Below are 18,802 nucleotides of genomic sequence, written 5' to 3' on the forward strand. Positions count from 1 at the left end.
TGTCCACTGAGGACAGTGAAACTCAGGAACCGGTGACGGGGGCGCGCCAGAGGCCGACGATCGCGTCGACGAGACCGGCCGCCGCGTCCTGCCATGTTGTCCGTGCCGTGGGGAGGCCGTCGGCCAGGAGGCGTTCTCGTTCGGCGTTCATGTGGACCATCAGCTGACGCGTCATGTCGTTGCGTTCGGCGCGGACCTCGGGCGGGAGTTGCGGCAGGCACCGCTTGAGACCTTCGACCGTGCGCACCAGCGACGGCGACGACATCGACTCCTCGGCCATGACGCCGCGCAACGCCGGATCGGTCATGATCTGCGCCCCGAAGCGCGCGAACCACGTCGGATTCCCCAGCGTGGCAAGGTGTTCCGTCGTCGGGCGCACCATGCACGCCACCCAGTCACGCGGATCGTCCGAGTCGCCCATCTCCGCGATGATGCGATCCCGGATCCGGTCGATCTCCACCGTGTGCTTGCGGATGATCGCACGCACCAGATCGGCCTTCGTGCCGAAGTGGTAGCCCACCGCGGCCGTGTTGCCCTGGCCCGCGGCCTCGCTGATCTGCCGGTTCGACACCGCGTAGACACCGTGCTCGGCGAACAGCCGTTCGGCGGTCGACAGGATGACCTCGCGGGTGGCCGTGACCCGGCCGGACCGGGTCGTCCTCGTCGTCATGCCACCACCGCAACCAGGCTCAGGCAGGCCGGGCGGGCCCACAGGAAATCACCAGCCAGTTTACCGCTGACCCCATCCGACCCTAACCCGGTCTGCTATGCTCAGTCAATCAGTTGATTTAAACTCCCCGGAGGCTCCGGCAATGTCCTCTGCCCCTGCCCGCCACGCCGGCACCCCGGCCACCGGCGCGGTCAAGCCCGGCGGCGTGGTCGCCGTGCTCGCGTTCACCGGCATCGTGGTCTCGCTGATGCAGACCCTGATCATCCCGCTGGTCCCCGAACTGCCGCGGCTGCTCGATGCGTCGTCGGCCGACGCCGCGTGGGCCATCACGGCGACCCTGCTCGCGGGCGCGGTCGCCACCCCGACCGTCGGGCGCCTCGGCGACATGTACGGCAAGCGCCGCATGCTGCTGTTCAGCGCGGTCCTGCTGGTCGCGGGCTCGGTGACCTGTGGTCTGTCCGGCAGTCTCGTCCCGATGATCATCGGCCGGACCCTGCAGGGCCTGTCGGCCGCGGTGATCCCGCTGGGCATCAGCATCATGCGCGACGAGCTGCCGCCGGAACGGCTCGGCTCGGCCACGGCGTTGATGAGCGCCTCGCTCGGCGTCGGCGGCGCGCTCGGCCTGCCCGCGGCCGCGCTGATCGCGGAGAACGCCGACTGGCACGCGCTGTTCTGGACCGCGGCCGGACTCGGCGCGGTCGCGCTCGTGCTGGTCGCACTGATCGTCCCGGAATCGCGGGTGCGCGCAGGCGGGCGGTTCGACGTGCCGGGCGCGGTGGGGCTCTCGGTCGCGCTGGTGTGCCTGCTGCTCGCGATTTCCAAGGGCGCCGACTGGGGCTGGGGCGACCCGCTGACGCTGGGACTGTTCGCCGCCGCGGTCGTGGTGCTGCTGTTGTGGGGCTGGTGGGAGCTGCGCGCGAAGCAGCCGCTGGTCGACCTGCGCACCACCGCCCGCCGGCAGGTGCTGCTCACCAACATCGCCTCGGTGGTGTTCGGGTTCGCGATGTTCGCGACGTCGCTGGTGTTCCCGCAGCTGCTCCAGCTGCCCGCCGCGACCGGCTACGGGCTCGGCCAGAGCATGCTCGTCGCGGGCCTCGTGATGGCGCCGTCCGGTCTGATCATGATGGCGACCGCGCCGGTGTCCGCGCGCGTCACCCGGACCCGCGGCCCGAAGATCACGCTGATGCTGGGCGCGATCGTGGTCGCCGTCGGCTACGGACTGAGCATCCTGCTGATGGGCGAGGTCTGGCAGCTCGTGATCGGCGCGCTCGTCATCGGCGCCGGGATCGGGCTCGCCTACGGGGCGCTGCCCGCCCTGATCATGGGCGCCGTCCCGGTGTCGGAGACCGCCGCGGCCAACAGCCTCAACATGCTGATGCGCTCGATCGGCACGTCGACCTCCAGCGCCGTCGCGGGTGTGGTGCTCGCGCAGATGACCGTCACGCTCGGACCGGTCAGCCTGCCCTCGCAGGACGGGTTCCGCGTGGTGCTGGCCGTCGCCGGATGCGCCGCGCTCGCCGCACTCGTGGTCGCCGCGTTCCTGCCCGCGCAGCGCAAGCGGGCCGCGCAGGCGCCGGTGACCGGCCGGACCGTGGGCGGCACCGTCCGCGGCGCGAGCAGTGACCCGGCGCTGGTGACCGTCACGGCCCACCGCGCCGACGGCAGTGTCGCCGCGAGCACCGCGGCCGGTGCCGACGGCCGCTACACGCTCGCGGACCTGCCCGCCGAACCGCTGACCGTGGTGGCCGTCGAGCACCCGGCGGTGCGCGAGACGGTGGTCCTCGACGCCGGCCGCACCCGGCGGCACGACATCGACCTGACTGCGCGGAAGGAGCTCGCGTGACCGGCTACCGCGACACGACCGCCGAGGTGACGCTGACCGGACGGGTCGGCAGCGCCCGCCGCCCGCTGCCCGGCGTGACCCTCACGCTGACCGACCGGATCGGCGCGCAGGTCTCGCGCGCCCGGACCGGCGACGACGGCGGGTTCGCCTTCACCGGGCTGGTGCCGGGCCACTACGTCCTGATCGTGTCGAAGGCGGGCTTCCAGCCGTCCGCGACGGCGATCACGCTCGGTGCCGAGCCGGGGACGCCGACCGAGGTGACCCTGGAACCGGCCACCAGCGTGCACGGCCTGGTCCGCGACCGCCACAGTGGTCAGCCGATCGCGACGGCCGCCGTGACCGCGGTGGGTCCCTCGGGCGAGGTCATCGCCAGCACGGTGTCCGATCCGGACGGCAGCTACCGGATCACCGGTCTCGACGCACCCGAGATCACGCTGGTCGCCGCCGCGCCAGGGGCGGATCCGGCGGCCGCGGTCGTGCCGCTGGGCGGCGGCCGCGCACACGAGGTCGACCTGGTCCTGGACACGCACAGCACGCTGGCCGGGACGATCACCGCGGGCGGCCGCCCGGTCGCCGGGCTGGCCCTGGAACTGCGGGACGCGGCGGGCCACGCGGTGGCGAAGGCGGTCACGGGGCCGGACGGCCGGTACACCTTCGAGCGGCTCACCGCCGGGGAGTACACGCTGACGACCCTCACCAGCGGCCCCCAGGTGACCGCGGTCGCGGCGAAGGCCACGACCGCGGACCTGGCACTGAACGGTCCTCTGTAGACCGCCGGGGCGCCGGGTCAGTGCGCGACGACGCCGCTCAGCTCGTTGGGCTCCTGCGGCAGCGTCACGCTGTTCCGCTTCTGCCCGGTCGCGAGGTCGAGCAGGTGGATCTGCCGAGTGGCGGGGTCGGTCACGTAGACGTCCGCGCCCCGCACGAAGATCGCCGGGCGGGGCTGCTGCCACTCCAGCGGCTCCTCCCAGGCGGCGGTCACCGGGATGGTGCGGGTGATCTGCGCGGTGGCCGGGTCGATCACGCGGATCGCGCCGTCGGTGCCGAGCACCAGCGCCTCGCCCTGCGGACCGCGCGCCAGTGAGCGGAACGTGTAGCTGGTGCCGAGGTCGACCAGCCGCATCGTGCCGGTCGTGGTGTCGATGAGCGAGACCTGCCGGGGGCGTTCGAGTTCGGCGTCCTCGTCCTGCTTGTAGTCGCCCAGCACGACCGGTGAGGCGTCCGAACCGGCCTGGTTGCCGATCCGACCGTATTCCGTCGGGCTGGCGACCTTCGTGATCGTGCCGTCGCGGTAGACGAGCGCGCCGTTCTCGCAGCCGATCACCACCGCTTCCCCGGCCGCGGTCGCCTCACCGTGCACGCCGGGGCAGTCCTCACTGCGGGTGATCTCGGTGCGGGCGTCGTCGAGGACGGCGACGCCGCGCCGCTCGTCCTCGTTGCCCAGTGTCACCACCATGCGGCCGTCGGACAGTTCGATGGCGACGCCGTGGTGCGGTTCGGCCGAGCGGTAGGTCTCGGTCGCGGGCTGCCCGCCGTCCAGTTCGGCCGGGTCGAACGAGACGACCTCGCCGGTGCCATCGGAGAACAGCACGGTCCGGCCGGCGTGCCGCACCACGTGACCGGGTTTCGAGCCGGGGAACTTGATGTCGGTCAGTTCCGCCGACACCGCGTCCAGCGCCTGGAAACCCTCGGCGGTGGACACCATGACGTGCCGCTCGTCGCCGGCCGGGTTGACGCGGTTGAAGCCGGCGAGCGGCAGATCCGCCTTCTGTTCGAGGGTGCCGCCGTCGAGGACGAGGAATCCGCCGTCGTAGGTCACCACCACCGGGTTGGCGACTTCGGCGGCGGCGGGTTCGCTCGTGGCACAGCCGGTCAGGACGGCAACCGAGCAGGCTACTGTGGACAGCACCAACGGTGCTTTTCGCATGGGGACACTCAACTTTCTCATCGGTTTTCGGTGAGTCCGGAGACGATCGCGTCGGTGTTGGACCGCATCAGGTCGAGGTAGGTCGCCGCTCCCCCGCCCGGCGCGGTCAGCGACTCGGAGAACAGCGGGATCACCCGCACCTGGACCCCGGCCTGCTCGGCCAGCACCCGCGCGAGCCGGCCGGGCTGCGACGAATCGGCGAAGATGGCGTTCACCCCGGCGTCGCGGATCGCACCCGCCAGCGAGGCGAGGTCCGATGGGCTGGGCGAGGCGAGCGTGGTGCCGCTGGGCACGACCGCGCCGACGACCTCGAAGCCGTAGCGGGCGGCGAAGTAGCCGAAGACGTGGTGGTTGGTGACGAGCTTGCGCCGCTCCGCCGGGAGTTCGGCGAACCGCTGCGTCATCCAGGTGTCGAGCGCGTCGAGTTCGGCGAGGTAGCCGTCCGCGTTGGCCCGCACGACGCCCGCGTCCACCCCGGGCACGTCGGCGACGACCCGCTCGGTGATCGCCTCGACGGCCCGGCGCATCCGGGCCGGATCCGTCCAGAAGTGCGGGTCCGGCTGTCCGGCCGCGTCGCCGGCCACGTAGGTCATCGGGCCGGCGGCCTCGCCCGCCGCGATCGTCGGCACCCCGGCGTGCGTGGCCGTCTCGACGTTGCGCGCCACGCCCTCCTCCAGGCCGAGTCCGTTGTGGACGAGCAGGGCGGCGTCCTCCATCAGCGCGGCTTCCTGCGCGGAGAGCCCGAACGAGTGCGGGTCGGCCCCGGCTTGCATCAGCACGGTCACCTCGGCCTGGTCGCCGACGACGGCGCGGGTGACGTCACCGAGGATGTTGGTCGTGACGACGACCCCGGCACGATCGCTCGTCCCGGCGCAACCCGTGAGCACCAGCACGGCCGCCAGCACCGCGGCCACCAGGCGGCTCATCGGCCGGTCTCCACGACGTGCACCGGCGCGACCTCGACCGCGAGGGTCCGCGCCACCCGCAGGCTGTCGGCGTAGTCGACCTCGTGCACGATCCGCGCGGCGGCGTCGTTGACGTAGGCACGGCTCGTGTCGACCTGGATTTCGGCGCCGGGGTCCACCGGCCCGGTGATCAGCGCCCGGTTCGCGGTTTCGGCGCCCGTCGCGGGATCCAGCGCGTGCAGCACGCCGTCCGCGGTCAGGGTCAGCACGGACCCACCGGAGCCGACCGCGTTGACCGCCTCCACCGGGCCCGTCTCGAACAGCTGCCACGTCTTCGCGGTCACGTCGAATGTCCACACGCCACGGTCGCCCGCGCGGGCGGCGAGAGTGGTGCTGCCCGGACGGTGGTGGAACTCGTCCGCTCGTTCCTCGGCAGAAACCGCTTCCGGATACGGAACCTTCTCGGCGGTGAACGTACCATCCTTTTCGGACACCACGACCGCGCCGTCGGCGCAACCGAACACGATCCCGCGGCGGGTGCTCGCCGTGCCGCGCGGATCGGCGCATTCGGCGGGGAGGACGGACTCCGTGGCCCCTTCGCGGGTACGCACCTCCATCTTCCCGTCGGCGACCACCAGCCGCTCCCCCAGCGGCACCGCGACACCGGTGACCGGTTCGCCCGCGGTGAGCGTGCCTTTTTCCAGCGCGGGACGGTCGGCCAGCGCGGTGTGCCCCTGTGACACCACGGCGGTCACCGCGCTGTCACTGTCGGCACCGAGAGCCGGGCCGCCGGGAAGTTCGCCCACAGCCTTGGGTCCGGTGCGGTAGTAGTGCACATGGTCGCCGTGGTCGACCGTCCACGCGCCGCTGTCCACGACGTGCACGGTGCCGCCGGAGGAGAGGTAGGCGAACCGCCCGTCGGTGGTGACGTGGTCGATGCCCGGCACGCGCCCGGCGCTCGTCGTCTCCTCCGTGATGAGGTCGAGCACCCGCACCTCGCCGTCGGCGTCCGCGAACACGAGACGCGGCTGCGGCTCGGCGGTTTCCTCGGCACCCTCGACGTAGCCGTGCGGTGGCGCGGCAGGTGGCGCCGGGGCTTCCGTGCCGCAAGCGGCCAGCGGCAGCACCACGAGCGCGGCGAGGAGGCGGCTCTTGCGCACGCGCGCGGCGAGAGCGGAAATCCCGAACAGGGCCACGGCCACCGCGGCGATGGTCGCCCCGGCGGCGGTCCCCCAGTGCCACGAGATGAGCAGCCCGGTGACCGTCGCGAACGCGCCGAGCGCCGCCGCACCGAGCATCACGACCGGAACCCGTCGCGCCCAGAACAACGCGGCCGCCGGCGGGGCGATGAGCAGGCCGAACACCAGCAGCGTGCCGACGACGTGGAAGGACGCCACGATCGCCAGCGTGACCAGGCCCATCAACACGATGCGGGCCCGGCGCGGCCGGAGGCCGAGGGTGTGTGCGGTGCGTTCGTCGAAGGTCAGCGCGACGAACGAGCGGTGTCCCAGGACCGACACCACCACGGCCACCACCAGCGCGACGGCGAGGAAGACGAGGTCGCGCTCGCGGACGGCGAGGACGTCACCGAAGAGGAACCCGGTCAGGTCCACCGCGAACGACTGCGACCGGGACACGATGATCACCCCGAGCGACAGCATGCCGACGAACAGCAGGCCGATCCCGGTGTCCTGGGACAGCCGCCCCGACCGGCCGAACGCGCTGACCCCGGCCGCCATGGTCCCGGCGGCCAGGGCCGCGCCGAGTACCGGACTGCCGCCGAGCAGCGACGCGAGCGCCACCCCCGGCAGCATGCCGTGCGACATCGCGTCGCCGAGGAAAGCCATGCCCCGCAACACGACCCACGTCCCGGCGAGCGCACAGACGCCCGCGACGAGAATGCCGCCCCACAGTGCCCGCTGAACGAAAGAGACCTCGAACGGGTCGATCAACCACTCCACGGTGGTCACCCTATAGTGAAAACGATTTTCGTTACAAACAGGAGGCGTCATGACGCACAGCACAATCCGGGCCGGCGCCACACTGGAGGGCGTCTCGGCCGGGTACGCGCGGCGCACCGTCCTGCACGACGTCTCGGTGTCCTTTCCCGCGGGCGCGGTCACCGCGGTGGTGGGCGCGAACGGCTCCGGGAAATCCACTTTGCTCGGTGTCCTGGCGGGAATCCTGCGTCAGAGCGGGGGAACCGTCACGCGTCCCGCCGGGCCACCGGCGCTGGTCGTGCAGCACGACGCGGTGCCGCCACTGCTGCCGATCACGGTGCGCGAGACGGTCGAGATGGGCCGCTGGCCCGTGCGGCGCCCGTGGCAACGGCTGACCCGGCACGACCGGACGGCGGTCGACGACGCGCTGGCAGCGACCGACCTCACCGCGTTGTCGGGACGACGGCTGTCCGCGTTGTCGGGCGGGCAGCGGCAGCGTGCGCTCCTGGCGCAGGCGCTCGCACGGGAGGCACACCTGCTCCTGCTCGACGAGCCGACCGCGTCACTGGACGTGCCCGGTCGCGAGGCCGTGTCCCGGGCTCTGCGCGCGATGGCGGAGGAGGGGATGACCGTGGTCCAGGCCACGCACGACCTGCCCGAGGCGCAACGGGCCGATCACTGCGTGCTGCTGCGGGAGGGGCGGGTCCTCGCCGCGGGCCCACCCGCGGACCTGCTCACCGGGGAGACGCTGCTCAGCCTGTGGAGCTGACCCGTCGTCGCTGTCTGTCACGCCGTCCGGGTCCCAAACCACCCGGTCGTCACTACTTCCGGTGAATTCGCACCCGAGGTCCTGCCTCCGCGGTTGAACCCTGTTCAGACTGGGCGGGGAGGTGGTGACCGGCGTGACGGACTCCGGGAGGCCGATGGTCGACGTCCGGGTGGCGGAGCTGGACGGTGTGGTGACGGTGGCGGTAGCCGGGGAGGTGGACCTGCTGACGGCTCCGTCGCTGGCCGAGGCGCTCGCGGACGCCGCCGGGCTGGCGCCGCGGGCGGTCGAGGTGGATCTGTCCGCGGTGGACTTCCTGTCGGTGGCGGGCGCGGCGGCACTGGCGCGTGCCGCGGAACAGCTGGCGCTGCGGGTGCGACCGGTGAGCCACGCGTCGCGGGTGACGCTCGTCGCCGCGGGGCTGGACCACCTGCTCGCCTGAACCCGGAGCGGCAGCGCGCCACCGCGGAGTGCCGGCTCGTGCGCGGGCCGGCACTCCGCGGCCCGGATCAGAACCAGTGCGCGCGGCCACCGACCTTGCGGCCGGTGCCGCCGAGGATCGCCAGTGCCGCACCGACGACCAGGAGCACGATCCCGATCGTCCAGATGATCGAGATGCCGGTCACCAGACCGACGATGAGCAGGATGACACCGAGAACGATCATGGCAACTCTTTCTGACGGCAGGACAGCGAGGAGCACCCGTCCTGTTCCGATGGGGACCGGCCAGCGGTACCCGCCGCCATGATCGACCAAACCCGGAAGCCCCCCGCACGCCGCGAAGTTGCTGCGTCGCGACCACAGCGTTGCGCCACGTAGCCGAAAGACGCGTCAGTACCCCTCCGCAGCCCCGTTGCGCCGCGGGTCCGCACAGGACCGCAGCATCCCGCCCGACAACGTCACGCCCTCGAAGTTTCCGGTCAGTGAATGCCACGGCCCCAGATCGCGCCACCACCGGCCACGCTCGGCACACCGACGGCGGAACTCCGTTGCGACATCAGGGGCATACCCGTGCTCCAGCGTCACTCCGGGCAACCACCCGGACGCGGGTTCGTGCGGCCGCGCCCCGAACCGCGGTGCCGCCACCGACTCCTCGATGGACAGACCGAAGTCGACCAGGTTCACCAGGTTCTGCAGCACGCACGCGACCAGCGACACCGACGGCGAACCGGACGCGATGACCGGCTCACCCTCGCGCAACACGATGTTCGGCGCGAGATACACGGTGGCGCGTTCCCCGGGCCAGGGCATGCCGCGCTGGAAGAACGAACCGCCGCCGGAGAGCTGGAAGCCCTCCGCGAACAGTCCGTTGACCCACGGCGAGGCCATGTGGGAGTGCGTCACCGACGCGATGTTGCGCTGCGCGTCCACGACCGTGATGTGGATCGTGCCGGGTGTCGGCACCGCCGTGGCGGGCGGAGCCGTGCCGAGCCGGGCCATCCGCCGCGCCGCGTAGTCCTTGGACAGCAGCGTTTCCACGTCCGTCGAGCCCGTGCGCGGCGGGGCGTGGTAGACCTCGTCGTGCACGAGGGTGAGCAGTTCCAGCGTCTCCACCGAGGAGTGCGCCGGGCCCTGCGACCGCAGATCGGTCAGCTCCAGCAGGTTCAGCGCCTCGATGAGCTGGCATCCGCCGTCGTCCGGCGGTGCGGAGGCGACGATTTCCACGTCCCGGTAGGTGCCGCGCACCGGGGTGTGCCACCGGGCCTGGTAGGCGGCGAAGTCCTCCGGCGTGATGACCCCGCCGCCGCGGCGGCATTCCGCGCTGAACGCGCGGGCGAAGCCGCCCAGGTAGTAGTCCAGGTCCTCGTCCCGCAGCCGTTCCAGCGTGCGCGCGACCCGCTCCTGCCGCAGTGTCTCCCCTGGCGCGACGAGACTGCCGCCGGCCAGGAACGCCTCCCGCCCCTGTTCGTGACAGCCCAGCTCCGCCCGGTGCGCGTACATCTCGCCGAACAGGTAGGGGTTGACCGCGAAACCGTCGCGCGCCAGCTGGATGCCGTCCCGCAGCAACCGGGCGCGGGGCAGCCTGCCGAACCGGTCGTGCGCGGCGCGGAACGCGGGCCACCAGCCGGGGACGGGCACGCCGCGGCCGGTGGTCAGATCGGCGCCGGTGAACCCGGGCAACGGCGCGAGCGGCGCGGCGACGTTGCCGTTGAGGTAGCTCGACTCCCCGGTTTCGCCGTTGCGGTACAGCATTTCCAGGCCACCGGTCAGCGCCGTCATGTGCGGCTCGGCCACCAGCTGCGTCGCGGCCGCCGCGAGGGCCGCGTCCGCCGCGGACCCGCCCTCGCGCAGGACGTCGAGCCCGGTCCGCACCGCCAGCGGATGCGAGGTCACGACCATGCCGTTGCGGGCTTCGACCGGCTCCTTCCGACCGTAGGACGCGCCGCGGGCCAGTGCGTCGGCCGTTTCCCGGTCCATCAGGCCTCCGCCAGTGACTTGCGCCGCTGCTCGTCGACCGAGTGCGGCATCGCGAACAACGCGATCAGGATCGAGATGGCGCAGATCGCCGTCATGTACCAGCCGAACGCGGCGTTCGTGCCGGTCAGGTCGAACAACCACACCGCGATCAGGCCCGCGGTCGACCCCAGCGCGGTCGTGCCGACGTTGTAGTTCAGCGCCGACGCGCTGGCCCGCACCTCCGCCGGGAAGCTCATCACGTATGCCGTGGTCAGCGGTGCGCCGACGAAGTTGTTGATGAAGGTGAACGCCACCACCGCGACCACCGCCAGCCACAGCGACCCCGAGCCGATCGCCAGGAACGTCGGCACCGTCAGCACGACGAACAGGCCGTACCCGACCACGAGCGGGATCCGCGCGCCGTGCTTGTCGGCGAGCTTGCCGCCCCAGATCGCCGGGATCGGACCGATCGCGTAGGTCAGCAGCGACGCGAGCAGCGCGTTGTTCTCGGCGAACCCGGCCTTGACCATCGCGGTGACGAAATAGGCCTGGATGACGAACGACCCGACGCGCTGACCGGCGCCCAGGCCGATCGCGCGCAGCATCGCACCCCAGTGCTCCCGCACGGCGGTGCGGAACGGCTTCTGCTTGACCTTGCTACGCTCGGCCAGCTCCGCCATCTCCTTGAACTGCGGTGTTTCCTCGACATGACGGCGGATGTAGATGCCGATCAGCGCCATCGGGATCGCCAGCAGGAACGGGATCCGCCAGCCCCAGTCGTTGAACGCCTGCGCGGGCATCGCGGAGATCACCAGATAGGCCACCAGCGTCGCGAGCAGCGGACCGACCGAAGTGGACGCCACGCTCAGCCCGGCGAGGTAGTTGCGCCGGTTGCCGCGCTCGTGCTCGAAGATGAAGTTCGCCGCCGTGGTGTACTCGACGCTCGCGCCGATGCCCTGCAGGATCCGGCAGAGCAGCAGGATCACCGGCGCCGCGATGCCGATCGCCGCGTAGGTGGGCAGCAGGCCGATGCCCGCGGTGCCGAGGCTCATCACCGCGATCGTCAGCAGCAGCACGAACCGGCGGCCCCTGAGGTCGGCCAGCGGTCCGAGGAAGATCGCGGCCACCGGCCGCAGCGCGTAGGACAGCACGACCCCGGCGTAGGTGGACAGCAGCGCCGCGGTCGCGTCACCCTCCGGGAAGAACTGCCGGGAAATGATCACCGCCAGCGTGCCGTAGAGGCCGAAGTCGTAGTACTCGACGACGTTGCCGAGCATGGCGGAGAAGATGACCTTGCGGCGCGAGCGCAGGTCGCCGGACGGCGTCGTCCGGCGCGTGTCGTGGTCGGTCAACGGGTCTCCTCGCGGAGTCAGGGCCGGAAGCGGTCCGGCCGGAAGGGCTCGAGCATGGGGCAGGACTCGCCGGTGCGGATCTCGCGGGCCAGCAGCTCGCCGGCGATCAGGCCGAGCGTGGCGCCGGAGTGGGTGAAGGCGACGAAGCAGCGCGGCACGGCGGACAGTTCGCCGAACACGGGTTCGCCGTCGCCCGGGACCGGTTTGCGGCCGAGCTTCCACGACGCGGCGGTCAGCGTGACACCGCCGTCGAGCAGGGCGGACGCCTCCGCGGCCAGTTCCTTGACCACCGATTCGTCGATCGTGCAGGTGCCGTCGGCCGCTTCGGTGATCCGGTCCTCGTACCAGTGGTGGTCCAGGGCGAACGTGCCGCCGGGGTTGGGCCGCAGCGCGACGCGCGGGGTGTTGAGCACGGACTTGACCTCGGTGGCGGCAGGCTCGGTGATCACGAGCATCGACAACGGTGAGGAGTCCGGAATGGACACCCCCAGCGCGGCCACGACGGACGGTGTCGCGGCGCCGCAGGCCACCACGACCGCATCGGCGTCGAACCGCTGCCCGCCAGTGGTGGTCACCCCGGTCGCCACTCCCCCGGACGTCGTGACGCTCGCGCGCCCGGCGCCGGTGACGACCTCGCCGCCCAGCGCGGTGAACTCGGCGACCAAGTGCTCGATCAGGTGCGGCAGCGAAACCCAGCCCTCGCCGGGATTGTGCACGGCGAACCCGGCAATCGCCGACGGGTCGAGTCCCGGGTGCCGCGAGACCAGCTCGGAGTCGTAGCCGTGCGCGACTTCGGCCCGGTGCCGTTCCCGCATCGCGTCGCGGTCGGTGCTCCAGTGCAGGCCGCCGTCGAAGCGGAGCCATTCGCGCGCCGGGTCTGCGGCGAAGAGCGTGCGGTAGCGGTCTATCCCGGCCATTCGCAGCGTGTGGTAGGCCGCCGACCGTGATCCGGCCGAGTTGAGCCACGACAGCGAGCGCCCGGACGCGCCGTCGGCCAGCTCGCCCTCGGTCACCAATGTCACCGCCACGCCGTCACGCTGCAGGTGCGTGGCGGTGGAGACGCCGAGGACGCCCCCGCCCACCACGACGACGTGCTTGCCTGCGGTCATCGGGAAAGATCCCCCTTCCGGGCGTGTGCCCGCTCGATGATGCGAAGAACGTCCACCGCGTCCCGCGGATCCACCGGGAGCGCGCCGCCGTCCAGCGCGGTGGCGAGCAGCCGGTAGAACCGGCCGTAGTCGCCGGGTTCCGGCTCGATCCGGCGGGTGCCGCCGCGGACGCCGAGCGTTCCCCAGTTCTCCGGCTGTTCCCGGCCGAACCCGTCGTCGCCGGGGCGGGCGCCGTTCTTGAGCGCGTCCTCCTGCGGGTCGAGGCCGTGTTTCGTGTAGGCGGCCTTCTCACCCAGGACGTGGAACCGTGGTCCGGGCAGCGCGGCGAGGCCGGTCATGAACAGCCGCGACCGGACGCCGTTTTCGTGGGTGAGCACGAGGAACGTGTCGTCGTCGCCCGCGCCCGCGCCGCGCCGGAGCACGTCGGCGTGCACGTCAGCGACCGGCCCGAACACCTGGCATGCCTGGTCGATCAGGTGGGTGCCGAGGTCGAACAGGATTCCGCCGCCCTCGGCGACGCCCGCCCCGGCCTTCCAGTCACGCGGTCCCTGCGGCTTCCACCACTCGAACCGCGATTCGAAGGTGTGCACGGCGCCCAGCTCGCCGTCGTCGATCAGCTTGCGCAGGGTCAGGAAGTCGCCGTCCCACCGCCGGTTCTGGAACACGGTCAGCACCCGGCCCACGCGCCGGGCGTGCTCGATCAGCACCTCGCCCTGCGCGCTGGACACCGCGAACGGCTTGTCCACCACCACGTGCAGGCCGTGATCGAGCGCCGTCGCCGCGAGACCGGCGTGCGTCACCGGCGGCGTTCCGATGACCACGAGATCCACTGCGGACGCCCGCTCGAACAACGCCTCCGGCGAGGAAACCACCGTCGCGTGTGGATACTCATCGGCCGCCTGCCGGGCACGATCGGCGTTACCGGTCACGATGAAGTCGAGTGAGTAGGCGTCGTCGGCGGCGAGGAACGGGGCGTGGAAGATCCGCCCCGACACACCGAATCCGACCACGGCGGTGCGGATCATGAGTCCACCCCGTGGTTCGCGCGGGCGCGCTCGGCGGAGATCCGGCCTTCGGCGACGTCACGGCGGACGTCCTCCGGATCGCGTTCGGATGGTGGACCGTACCCGCCCGCGCCCGCGGTCAGGATCGAGACCCGGTCGCCCGGCTGCAGGCGCGTGTAGCCGTGCTCGACCGGTTGCGCCCCTTCGGAAAGCTCCACCCCGGCGCTCGCGCCCGGTCCGCCGCCGAACAGGCCCCACGGCCGCGACTTCTGCCGCGAGGTGTCGAGCCAGAAGTGCACGTCGGACTCCTCGACGCGCACCGTGCGCCGGATGCCCATGCCGCCGCGCGTCCGGCCGTCGCCGCCGGAGTCGTCGATCAGCGCGTACTCCTCGACCACCAGCGGGTACTCGGTCTCCAGCGCCTCCACCGGCAGGTTGCTGGTGTTGGTCATGTGCACCTGCACGCCGTCCATCCCGTCCTTGCCCAGGCGGGCGCCGCAGCCGCCGCCGATCGTCTCCAGGTAGACGAAGTAGCGGCCGGACCGGCTGTCCACCCCGGAGAAGTGCACGCCGGTGTTGGCGCCGTTGCTCGCCGCGGTCACGGTCTCCGGCACCGCCCCGGCCAGTGCGCCGTGGATCAGGTCGACGACCCGCTGGCAGGTTTCGCTGCGGCCGTTGACCGCGGCGGGCTCCACGCAGTTGAGCACCGAACCGCGCGGCGCGGCGATCGTGACCGGCCGGTGCAGTCCCGCGTTGGGGATGATGTCCGGGTCGACCAGCGTCTTGAGCGAGTAGTAGACCGCCGCGTAGAGCGCGGTCCACACGACGTTGACGCTGGCCCGGACCTGAGGTGGGGCGGTGAAGTCGAAGGTGACCTCGTCGCCGTGCACGGTCACGGTGACGGCCAGGTCCAGTTCGTCGTCCAGCTCCGGGCAGTCGAAGCGGTCGGCGAAGGTGTACGTGCCGTCGGGCACCTTCGCGATCGCCGCGCGCGTACGCCGCTCGGTGTAGTCGAGCAGCGCTTCGGCGGCGGCGACCAGCGTATCCCGCCCGTACCGTCGGGCCAGCTCGGTGTAACGGGTCACGGCCAGCCGGTTCGCGGCGATCTGCGCACGCAGATCGGCCCGCCGCTCGTGCGGGACCTGGCAGTTGAGCAGGATCAGCTCGAACAGGTCGGTCTGCAGCTCACCGCCGCGCATCAGCCGCACCGGCGGAATCCGCAGGCCCTCCTGGAAGATGTGCGCGTGGCCGCGGTCGCCGAAATCGGCGTGATGGGCCAGGTTCGCCACCCACGCGGTGATCTCACCCTCGAGGAACACCGGTGACACCAGCACGATGTCGGGCAGGTGCGAGCCGCCGCCGGTGAACGGGTCGTTGCCGATGAACGTGTCGCCGTCGGCGATCGTCCCCTCCGGATAGCGGCGCGTGATCTCGTCGACGATGCCCATCAGCGAGCCGAGGTGCAGCGGTGAACCGCCCTCGTCCTGCGCGAGCATCCGGCCGCGCGCGTCGAACAGCGAGGCGGTGCAGTCGCGGCGTTCCTTGATGTTGGTCGAGTAGGCCGCGCGCACCAGCGTCTCGCCCATCTCCTCCACGATGGACGACAGCGCCGAGCCGATCACCTCGACCAGCACGGGGTCCTGCATGGTCTTCCCTTCCGTTGTCACCGGCCCACCGCCACGATCAGGTTGCGCAGCTCGTCGACGACGGCCACGTCGCCGGGCAGCAGCAGGGTGGTGGTGTCCATCTGCTCGACCACCGCCGGGCCCTCGACGCGGTGACCGGGTTCGAGGAGCTTGCGGTCGTAGACCGGGCACGCGGTGAAGCCGCCACTTTCCGGCAGATACACCTCGCGGATGGCCTTCCGGGCCACGGCCGGATCGGCGTCGCCGCGCTCGGCTCGATGCAGCTCGGCACGCGACACCTCGCCGATGGCACGCAGCCGGAACGTGACGACCTGCACCTCGTCGTCGGCGGCCGAATAGCCGTACATCCGCTCGTGCTCGGCGGCGAACCGCTTGGCCAGCTGGCTGACCGTGCCGGCGGTGATCACGCCTTCCGGAACCGCGACCGCCAGCTCGTGGTTCTGGCCCGCGTAGCGCATCTCGGCGAAGCGTTCCGTGCGTCGGCGCTCCGCGGGCACGTTCTCCTCGGCGAGCCACGCCGTCGCGTCGGCCTCCAGTTCGGCGAACACCGCGGCGACCGTGTTTTCGTCGGGCGGGGTGATGCGGGTGCGCAGGAAGTCGGCGCGGATGTCGGTCATCAGCAGACCCGCGGCGCACTGCGCGCCCGGGGTTTCCGGCACCAGCACGGTGCGCATGCCCAGCTCGCGGGCCAGGCGCACGGCGTGCAGCGGACCGGCGCCGCCGAAGGGCACCAGGACGTAGTCGCGCGGGTCGTAGCCGCGCTGCACCGAGATGACCCGGATCGCGCGGGCCATGTTCGCGGTGATGACCCGCACGATCCCCTGCGCGGCGTCGAGCAGGTCCATCCCCAGCGGGCCGGCCACTGTGGACACCGCGGTGCGTGCGGCGGCGGCGTCGATCTTCATCTGCCCGTCCAGCAGGTACTCCGGGTTGAGCACCTGGAGGACGACGTTGGCGTCGGTGACGGTCGGTTCGGTGCCGCGGCCGTAGCAGGCCGGGCCCGGATCGGCACCGGCGCTGCCCGGTCCGACCTTGAGCGCGCCGCCCGCGTCGATCCAGGCGATCGAGCCGCCGCCGGCGCCGACGGTGTGGATGTCGAGCATCGGGGCGCGCACCGGCCTGCCGTCGATCTCGGTGCCGTTGGACGCCTTGGGCACGCCGTCCTGCACGAGCGAGACGTCCGAGGACGTGCCGCCGACGTCGAACGTGATGATGTCCGGGTATCCGGCGGCGCGGGCGATCTCGGCGGCACCGACGACACCGGTGCTCGGCCCGGACAGGACCATCCGCGACGGCGTCCGCTCGGCGGTCTCGAACGGAATGATGCCGCCGTTGGACTGGGTGACGTGCGGGGTGGCGCGCAGGCCCAGCTCGCTCAGCCGGGTCCGCAGCCGGGCGAGGTAGCGGGCGACCACCGGCCCGAGGTAGGCGTTGACGACCACGGTGGACAGCCGTTCGTACTCGCGGAACTCCGGCAGCACCGCGGAGGACACCGAGAGGTGCACCCCCGGCAGCTCCTCGGCGAGGATCCGCTCGGCCGTCCGCTCGTGCGCGGGATCGACGAAGCTGTAGAGGAAACACACGGCGACCGCCTCGGCGCCCTGCTCGCGCAACCGCCGCGCCAGCGTGCGGACCTGCTCCTCGTCGAGCGCCTTCTCGACCCGGCCGTCGTGGCGGACCCGCTCGTCGACCTCCAGCCGGAGATCACGGGTCACCAGCGCGGCGGGCTTGTCGGCCTGCAGGTCGTAAAGCGAGGGACGGCGGCCGCGTCCCAGCTCCAGCAGATCGCGGAACCCGGCGGTGGTGAGCAGTCCGGTCCGGGCGCCGCGGCCGGTGAGCAGCGCGTTGGTGCCGACCGTGGTGCCGTGCGCGAAGTAGCCCACCTCGCCGAGGTCACGTCCGCCGATCTCGTCGAGCAACTGGGAAACGCCCGTCACGATGGCCCGGCCGGGATCGTCCGGAGTGCTGGACACCTTGCGCACGTACAGGCGCCCGGTCCGCTCGTCGAGGGCGCAGACGTCGGTGAAGGTGCCACCGGTGTCGACGCCGATCCGAAGTGTCATGTGCTCCAAGCCTCGCTGCGAATGAGAACCTTCTCAGTACCTGTTGGATGAGAACCTTCTCAGGCAGTGGTAGCGTGAGTCAAGACATCCGCCCGGATTCGCCGCTGGGGAGGCGCGCAGGTGACCACGCACGGGGCCTCGCTGATCGACGTGGCCCGCCTGGCCGGGGTGTCGACGGCGACCGCGGGGCGCGCGCTCGGCGGGTACGGGCAGGTCAGCGAGCGCACGCGGGAACGGGTGCTCGCCGCGGCCGCCGAACTGGGGTACCGGCCGAACAGCCTGGCGCGCAGCATGATCACCGGCAGCACGAACACCATCGGCGTGGTGGTGACCGACGTGGCGAACCCGTTCTTCGCGACCGCGCTGCGGGGCATCACCGACGTGACCTCGCCCGCGGGGTTCGAGGTGCTGCTGGCCAACACCGGTGGCGAGCTGTCCTCCGAGCAGCGTGCGGTCACGGTGATGTCGGAGAAGCGGGTCGACGGCATGATCGTCGCCGCCGCCCGCCCCGGCGAGGGGGCGCACCTCAAGCACGCGATGGACGCCGGTGTGCCGGTCGTGCTGATCGACCGGCAGGTCAGCGGTGTGCCGGACGCGGACAGCATCACGGTGGACAACGACCACGCCGCCGCCGAGGCGATGGAGCACCTGCTGGAGCTGGGGCACCGGCGGATCGCGGTGATCACCGAGGCGGGCGGCCAGCTGGCGCGGGTGCGGTCGGGCAACCGGCGGCGCGGGCTGTTCCCGAGCGCCGTGCGGTTGCGGGGCTATGTCAACGCGCTGGACGCGGCGGGGCTGGCGGTGGATTCGGCGCTGGTGGCCTCCGCGCGCTACGACCGCTCGTCGGCCTACGACGCGATGGTGCGCCTGCTGGACCTCGCGGACCCGCCGACGGCCGTGTTGTGTACCGACAACGTTTTGGCCTCCGGCGCCTACCGCGCCGCGCAGGACCTCGGCTTGCGCATGCCCGCGGAGGTGTCCCTGATCGGCTTCGACGACGAACCGTGGACCACGCTGGTGCGCCCGGAACTCACGATCGTGGAACAGCCGACCTACGACCTGGGCGCCCGCGCCGGACGACAGCTGCTGACCCGCATCACCGCCACCGGCCACCAGCGCCCACAGCACATCCAGCTGCGCGCGAAGCTCGTCGCCCGCGGCTCGACAGTCCCCCGCTGACC

General features: G+C 71.9%; 15 protein-coding genes and 1 pseudogene. 5 read left to right on the top strand and 11 right to left on the bottom strand.

What is annotated here, in order from left to right; genetic code table 11:
• Window positions 1–22 precede the first annotated feature (22 nt).
• The gene (locus tag HNR02_RS32785) at window positions 23–670 is read right to left on the bottom strand and encodes a TetR/AcrR family transcriptional regulator (RefSeq protein WP_179777474.1); all 648 of its coding nucleotides are present in this window, start codon (window positions 668–670) and stop codon (window positions 23–25) included.
• A 142-nt stretch (window positions 671–812) separates the two neighbouring features.
• Between HNR02_RS32785 and HNR02_RS32790 the strand changes: the two genes are divergently transcribed.
• Window positions 813–2,513 (top strand): MFS transporter, encoded by a 1,701-nt coding sequence (locus HNR02_RS32790; RefSeq protein ID WP_179777475.1) that lies wholly within the window; start codon window positions 813–815, stop codon window positions 2,511–2,513.
• Complete coding sequence (locus tag HNR02_RS32795) at window positions 2,510–3,283, top strand: MSCRAMM family protein (RefSeq protein ID WP_179777476.1); 774 nt, start codon at window positions 2,510–2,512, stop codon at window positions 3,281–3,283. Before HNR02_RS32790 ends, HNR02_RS32795 begins: the two co-directional genes overlap by 4 nt.
• A gap of 17 nt (window positions 3,284–3,300) precedes the next feature.
• Here the strand turns inward: HNR02_RS32795 and aztD are convergent, their stop codons facing one another.
• The 3 genes and pseudogenes from aztD to aztB all read right to left on the bottom strand — a co-directional run.
• Window positions 3,301–4,440, bottom strand: coding sequence for a zinc metallochaperone AztD (gene aztD, locus HNR02_RS32800; RefSeq protein WP_179777477.1), 1,140 nt, complete (start codon window positions 4,438–4,440; stop codon window positions 3,301–3,303).
• Window positions 4,441–4,457: 17 nt separating this feature from the next.
• Entirely contained in the window at window positions 4,458–5,366 is a 909-nt protein-coding gene (gene aztC / locus HNR02_RS32805; protein ID WP_179777478.1) for a zinc ABC transporter substrate-binding protein AztC, read from the bottom strand.
• A 1,130-nt stretch (window positions 5,367–6,496) separates the two neighbouring features.
• A pseudogene (gene aztB, locus HNR02_RS35920) lies at window positions 6,497–7,306 on the bottom strand (zinc ABC transporter permease AztB); the annotation flags it as partial.
• A gap of 49 nt (window positions 7,307–7,355) precedes the next feature.
• Here aztB and aztA point away from each other — a divergent pair.
• Together aztA and HNR02_RS32820 are read left to right on the top strand one after the other, a co-directional pair.
• Window positions 7,356–8,054, top strand: a complete 699-nt coding sequence (gene aztA, locus HNR02_RS32815) for a zinc ABC transporter ATP-binding protein AztA (RefSeq protein ID WP_179777481.1) — start codon at window positions 7,356–7,358, stop codon at window positions 8,052–8,054.
• Window positions 8,055–8,187: 133 nt separating this feature from the next.
• Window positions 8,188–8,493, top strand: a complete 306-nt coding sequence (locus tag HNR02_RS32820) for an STAS domain-containing protein (protein WP_312861261.1) — start codon at window positions 8,188–8,190, stop codon at window positions 8,491–8,493.
• 67 nt (window positions 8,494–8,560) lie between these two features.
• Here HNR02_RS32820 and HNR02_RS32825 read toward each other — a convergent pair whose 3' ends face one another.
• The 7 genes from HNR02_RS32825 to HNR02_RS32855 form a co-directional block, all read right to left on the bottom strand.
• Window positions 8,561–8,716, bottom strand: a complete 156-nt coding sequence (locus HNR02_RS32825; RefSeq protein ID WP_179777482.1) for a DUF6131 family protein — start codon at window positions 8,714–8,716, stop codon at window positions 8,561–8,563.
• A gap of 165 nt (window positions 8,717–8,881) precedes the next feature.
• On the bottom strand, window positions 8,882–10,468 hold the full coding sequence (locus HNR02_RS32830) for a gamma-glutamyltransferase (protein ID WP_179777483.1): 1,587 nt from the start codon (window positions 10,466–10,468) through the stop codon (window positions 8,882–8,884).
• A complete protein-coding gene (locus HNR02_RS32835) occupies window positions 10,468–11,799 on the bottom strand; it encodes an MFS transporter (RefSeq protein ID WP_179777484.1) in 1,332 nt (443 codons plus the stop codon). Before HNR02_RS32835 ends, HNR02_RS32830 begins: the two co-directional genes overlap by 1 nt.
• A gap of 17 nt (window positions 11,800–11,816) precedes the next feature.
• Window positions 11,817–12,908, bottom strand: a complete 1,092-nt coding sequence (locus HNR02_RS32840; protein ID WP_179777485.1) for an NAD(P)/FAD-dependent oxidoreductase — start codon at window positions 12,906–12,908, stop codon at window positions 11,817–11,819.
• Entirely contained in the window at window positions 12,905–13,933 is a 1,029-nt protein-coding gene (locus HNR02_RS32845) for a Gfo/Idh/MocA family protein (protein WP_179777486.1), read from the bottom strand. The genes HNR02_RS32840 and HNR02_RS32845 overlap by 4 nt, the downstream gene beginning before the upstream one ends.
• Window positions 13,930–15,579, bottom strand: coding sequence for a hydantoinase B/oxoprolinase family protein (locus tag HNR02_RS32850; RefSeq protein ID WP_312861262.1), 1,650 nt, complete (start codon window positions 15,577–15,579; stop codon window positions 13,930–13,932). Before HNR02_RS32850 ends, HNR02_RS32845 begins: the two co-directional genes overlap by 4 nt.
• On the bottom strand, window positions 15,576–17,621 hold the full coding sequence (locus tag HNR02_RS32855) for a hydantoinase/oxoprolinase family protein (protein WP_179777487.1): 2,046 nt from the start codon (window positions 17,619–17,621) through the stop codon (window positions 15,576–15,578). The genes HNR02_RS32850 and HNR02_RS32855 overlap by 4 nt, the downstream gene beginning before the upstream one ends.
• 120 nt (window positions 17,622–17,741) lie before the next feature.
• On the opposite strand from HNR02_RS32855, the gene HNR02_RS32860 reads away from it, so the two are divergent.
• Window positions 17,742–18,800, top strand: coding sequence for a LacI family DNA-binding transcriptional regulator (locus HNR02_RS32860; RefSeq protein ID WP_179777488.1), 1,059 nt, complete (start codon window positions 17,742–17,744; stop codon window positions 18,798–18,800).
• The last annotated feature ends 2 nt before the right edge of the window (window positions 18,801–18,802 follow it).

This window comes from Amycolatopsis endophytica, from assembly GCF_013410405.1.
Classification (GTDB): domain Bacteria; phylum Actinomycetota; class Actinomycetes; order Mycobacteriales; family Pseudonocardiaceae; genus Amycolatopsis_E; species Amycolatopsis_E endophytica.